Origin of the sequence: Agromyces sp. NPDC056965 (genome assembly GCF_042673425.1) — a bacterium.
Lineage (GTDB): Bacteria > Actinomycetota > Actinomycetes > Actinomycetales > Microbacteriaceae > Agromyces.
The window spans coordinates 1-5,244 of the sequence record NZ_JBHURI010000145.1; the positions used below are offsets into that span (position 1 = coordinate 1).

Sequence of the window (5,244 nt, forward strand, 5' to 3'; positions counted from 1 at the left end):
CCCCGAGGTGTCCCGACCTCGGGGGCGACTGCCGTCTCTGCGCGGTCAGGCCGCGGGTTCCGGTGAGGGCGCGGGGCTGACGGTCGACGCGGGCGCCGCGGCATCCGACGGTTCGACGCTCGGGGCACTCGACTCGCTGGACCTCGTCGCCGGGCGCTTGATCGCGAACATCGGGATCGTGTACCCGCACAACGGGCCGATGAGCAGGGCGAAGGCGACCGTGCCGATGCCCACGTTGCCGCCGAGCGCCCAGCCGATCGCGAGCACGATGAGCTCGATGCCCGTGCGCACGATCCAGATCTTCCAGCCGGTGACGCGGTGGAGGCCGGTCATGAGGCCGTCGCGCGGGCCGGGGCCGAAGTGCGCGCCGATGTAGAGGCCGGTCGCGATGGCGAGCACGACGATGCCGGCGGGAAGCAGCAGTATGCGCACCCACAGGTCGAGTCCCGGCGGGATGAGCCAGAGGCCGATGTCGGCCGAGGGGCCGACGAGCAGCGCGTTCATGACGGTGCCGAAGCCGAGCCGCTGCCGGATCGGGATCCAGAGCAGCAGCACGATGCCGCTGAGCACGACGGTGATGAGGCCGAAGCCGAGCCCCGTCTGCTTCGCGATGCCCTGGGTCAGCACGTCCCACGGGGCGACGCCGAGCTCACCGCGCACGATGAGCGCGATGCCGAGGCCGTAGAGGAACAGGCCGACGAAGAGCTGCACGAATCGGCGCACGAGTACGGGCGTCGAATCGGCTGTGGTGAAGCGGATGGTGCGGGGCATTCTGCAATCCAATTACACGATTGGCCTGTTCGCAAAGAGCCAATTCGTCTAAAGTGGCTCGAATGGCGGAGTCCACACTGAGTGCGAGGGCGCTCGACACCCTGCTCGGCGACTGGCGCAGCGGCGCCGGCAGCGCGTACCACGCGCTCGCCGAGCGCATCCGGCTGCTCGTGCTCGACGGGCGCATCCCCGTCGACACCCGCCTGCCGGCCGAACGCGACCTCGCCGAGCGCCTCGGCCTCAGTCGCACGACCGTGACCGCGGCCTACCGGCACCTGCGCGAGCAGGGGCTCGTGCTGAGCGTGCGCGGCTCGGGCAGCGTCGCGCGACTGCCCGGTGCGCCGACCGTGCTGCCCCCGGCGCCGGCCGCCGACTACATCGACTTCTCGAAGGCGGCACCGCCCGCCCTGCCCTGGCTGCCCGACCTCGCCCGACAGGCGGTCGACGACCTGCCCGAGCACCTCGGCGACGCCGGATTCGACCCGATCGGCACTCCCGCGCTGCGCGCGGCGATCGCCGACCGCTACACGGCACGCGGGCTCCCGACGACGCCGGAGCAGATCATGGTCACGATCGGCGCGCAGCATGCGATCGCGCTGCTCTCGCGCGCGCTCATCGGCCGGGGCGACCGGGCGATCATCGAGGCGCCGACCTATCCGCACGCGTACGAGGCGCTGCGCGCCGCCGGAGCCCGGCTCGTGCCGGTCGGGGTCGCACCTCGAGATGCGACCGACCACGCGGCCGACGCCGGCGGCCGAGCGGAGTCCGAGGCGCTCGTGCGCGCGATCGGCCACTCGAACCCTGTCGCCGCGTACCTGATGCCCGACTTCCAGAACCCCACCGGCCGCTCGATGAGCGCCGAGACGCGTGAGCGCGTGCTCGACGCGGCCGCCCGGCAGGGCACGGTCATCGTCGCCGACGAGACCACCGGCGAGCTCGACATCGACCGCCCCGAGTCGCTGCTGCCGATGGCCGCCTACGGACCGGCGATCATGGTGGGCTCGGTCGGCAAGACCGTGTGGGGCGGCGTGCGCGTCGGTTGGATCCGCGCCGACCGTCCGCTCATCCGCCGCCTGCTCGCCGTGCGATCACCGGGCGACCTCGGCACGCCGATCATCGAGCAGCTCCTCGTGACCCGCGCGTTGCCGCACATGGACGACATCCTCGACCTGCGCCGCGAGCAGCTGCGTGCCGGACGCGACCGGCTCGAGGGGCTGCTCGCGCAGGCGTTCCCCGAGTGGCACGTGCCGCACGTCGACGGCGGCATCGTGACCTGGGTGGGCCTCGGCGCGGCGGTGAGCTCGCAGCTCGCGCTCGCCGCGCGATCCCAGGGGCTCATCATCGCGGCAGGGCCGAGGTTCGGCATCGACGGTGCGTTCGAGCGGTTCCTGCGGTTGCCCATCTGCTATCCGGCCGAGACGACGGATGCCGCGGTGCAGGCGCTCGCCCGCGCCTGGCGCTCGCTCTCGGGGGCGGCGCCGGTGCCCGACCAGAGCCTGCTCGCCTCGGTGATCTGAGGCGTCGAGCGGCTGAGCCGCGGGCGGCGCCTCCGGTTGTTCACGTGCTGGGCACCCAGCGTCCACCTCGCTCCCACCGTCCGGTCGCACGACTCGGCCAGCCTGTCGGCGTTCCCCCGCCTCGACTCGCTGGAGTGTGCCCGACATGTCCGTTCGCCCCTTGTCCGTCGCCGCGCTCGCCGTGGCATCCGTCATCGCGGGCGGCGCACTCGCCGGGTCCGTGGCCGCGGTGCCCGCCGAGGCCGCGCCGGGCTCCTCCGCCTTCCACCGCACGGCCACGTATCCCGTGTTCCAGAACCTGCCCGAGGGCGTCGACCCCGCTTCGGAGACCGTCGCCGAGATCTCGGCGATCACCCCCGACGGTTCGACCGTCGTCTACACCGACGCACTCGGCAAGCGCATCGGGTTCCTCGACGTGACCGATCCGTCGAACCCCGTCGGCGACGGCACGATCGAACTCGCCTCGCTCGGCCACGCCGACGACCAGCCGACCTCGGTCGCCGCGTACGGCGACTACATCCTCGTCGTCGTCGACGAGACCGGCGGGGTGTTCACCGAGCCCGCCGGTCGGCTCGACGTGATCCGGGCCGACGATCGCAGCGTCGTGCGCAGCATCGACCTCGAGGGGCAGCCCGACTCGATCGCGATCTCCAAGGACGGCGCCTATGCGGCGATCGCGATCGAGAACCAGCGCGACGAGGAGGCGACACCGCCCGGCGGCAAGAAGGGCGACCTGCCGCAGCTTCCCGGCGGCTTCGTGCAGGTGCTCGGCCTCGGCGCCGACCCCGCAGCCTGGTCGATCGACGCGGTGCCCTTCCTCGACGAGGACGGGGCGCCGATCGACGTGATCGCCGCGGCCGATCTCGACACCCCGACCGACCCCGAGCCCGAGTACGTCACCATCAACGCGAAGAACCAGCTCGCGGTGACGCTGCAGGAGAACAACGGCATCGTGATCGTCGACCTGCCGACGCGCGAGGTCGTGCGGGCCTTCTCGGCCGGATCGGTCGCCGTCAGCGGCATCGACACGAAGAAGGACAAGCGCATCGACCTGTCGGGCTCGATCGGGCAGACGCCGCGCGAGCCCGACTCGATCGCGTGGATCGGCGACGACCGCCTCGCGACCGCCAACGAGGGCGACTGGAAGGGCGGCACCCGCGGCTGGACCGTCTTCGACGCCGCGACCGGCGACGTCGTCTGGGACGCGGGCAACTCGTTTGAGCGCCTCGCCGTGCAGCACGGCCTGTACAACGACGACCGCGCCGCGAAGAAGGGCAGCGAGCCCGAGGGCCTCGCCGTCGCCGAGTACGACGGCGTGCCGTACGTCTTCGTCGCGAGCGAGCGCTCGAACTTCGTCGCGGTCTACGACGTGAGCGACGCGGCATCCCCGGCGTTCCGCCAGCTGCTGTTCGCGACGAACGGGCCCGAGGGCATCCTGCCGGTGCCCAGCAGCGACCTGCTCGTCGTCTCGAGCGAGACCGACGATGCGTCGACCGGCGTGCGCGCCGCGGTGAACCTCTACGCCTTCGGCGCCGAGCAGTCCTCGCAGCCGAGCATCGTCTCCGACATCGTCGACGGCCCACCCATCGGCTGGGCGGCGCTCGGCGCGCTGAGCGGCCACCCCGATGACTCGGGCGTCGTCTACGCCGCGAGCGACGTCGCCGTCTCGCCGAGCACGGTCTACGTCGTCGACGTCACGCAGACCCCCGCTCGCATCACCTCCGCACTGCCCGTGACCGACGGCGGCGTGCCCGTCGCACTCGACATCGAAGGGCTGCAGGCGCGCGCCGACGGTGGGTTCTGGCTCGCGATCGAAGGCGCCACCGGCGCCGAGAACCGCGTGCTGCGAACGGATGCCGCCGGCGCCGTCGTCGAGACGATCGCCCTGCCCGCCGACGTCACCGCGCACGTCGCCAAGTGGGGCCTCGAAGGCGTCACCTCGATCGGCACCGGGGCCGAGGAGCAGCTCTGGGTGGCACTGCAGCGCCCGCTCTGGGTCGACCCGGCGGTCGCCGGCGCCGATGCCGCGACGGTCGACGGAGCCAACCTCGCTCGCCTCGGTCGCTACGACGTGGCATCCGGTGCCTGGTCGTGGTTCGGCTACCCGCTCGAGACCACCTCGGTGGCCGGCGACTGGATGGGGCTCTCCGAGATCACGGCGATCGACGACGACACCCTCGCCGTGATCGAGCGCGACAAGCTCAACGGCCCGGCGGCCGCGGTCAAGCGCGTGACCCGCGTCGAGATCCCGGCGACGACGCCCGAGGTGGGCACGCTGCCGGTGCTCGAGAAGACCACGGCGATCGACGCGCTGCCGGCGCTCCGTGCGACCGGCGGCTGGACGCAGGAGAAGCTCGAGGGTTTCGCCGTCGCGGCCGACGGCTCGCTGTACGGCGTGACCGACAACGACGGCCTGAAGGATGCCACGGGCGAGACCGTGTTCCTGCGCCTCGGCGCGGCCGACGAGGTCTTCCCCGGCGAACCCGGCGGACCGGGCGAACCCGGCGGCCCCGGGACGCCGACGCTCGTGCTCGGAACCGGATCGGTGGTCGCGGGCGGTTCGCTCGAGGTACGCGGAACCGGCTTCGCTGCCGGCTCCGCGGTGCGGCTCGAACTGCACTCCGCGCCCGTCGTGCTCGGCGAGGCGACCGCGTCGACCGACGGCGCGCTCGCATTCAGCGCGCGCATCCCTGCAGCGACCGCGCCCGGCGCGCACACGATCGTCGCGGTGCTGCCCGACGGCACCACGGTGACGGCGGCGATCACCGTGACCGCGGCGCCCGGCGGTTCCGGTGGCGCCGGCGGTTCCGACAGCAGCGCGGGTCTCGCCAGCACGGGTGTCGAGCTGACGATGGCGCTCGTGGCGGCGGCGGTCGTGCTGCTCGCGGGCGCGGCATCCGTGCTGATCGCACGGCGCCGCACGGCGTAGGGAGTGCGGGGCGGCCGACGACTGCGC

Annotated in this window: 3 protein-coding genes; 2 read left to right on the plus strand and 1 reads right to left on the minus strand. The window is 72.8% G+C overall.

Going from position 1 to position 5,244, the window contains the following annotated elements:
• Positions 1–45: 45 nt before the first annotated feature.
• On the minus strand, positions 46–771 hold the full coding sequence (locus ACFTQE_RS19895; protein ID WP_376926693.1) for a YitT family protein: 726 nt from the start codon (positions 769–771) through the stop codon (positions 46–48).
• A 62-nt stretch (positions 772–833) separates the two neighbouring features.
• Here ACFTQE_RS19895 and ACFTQE_RS19900 point away from each other — a divergent pair, with 62 nt between their 5' ends.
• Together ACFTQE_RS19900 and ACFTQE_RS19905 are read left to right on the plus strand one after the other, a co-directional pair.
• Positions 834–2,288, plus strand: a complete 1,455-nt coding sequence (locus ACFTQE_RS19900) for a PLP-dependent aminotransferase family protein (protein WP_376926694.1) — start codon at positions 834–836, stop codon at positions 2,286–2,288.
• A 145-nt stretch (positions 2,289–2,433) separates the two neighbouring features.
• Positions 2,434–5,217 (plus strand): esterase-like activity of phytase family protein, encoded by a 2,784-nt coding sequence (locus ACFTQE_RS19905; protein WP_376926695.1) that lies wholly within the window; start codon positions 2,434–2,436, stop codon positions 5,215–5,217.
• Positions 5,218–5,244: the final 27 nt, after the last annotated feature.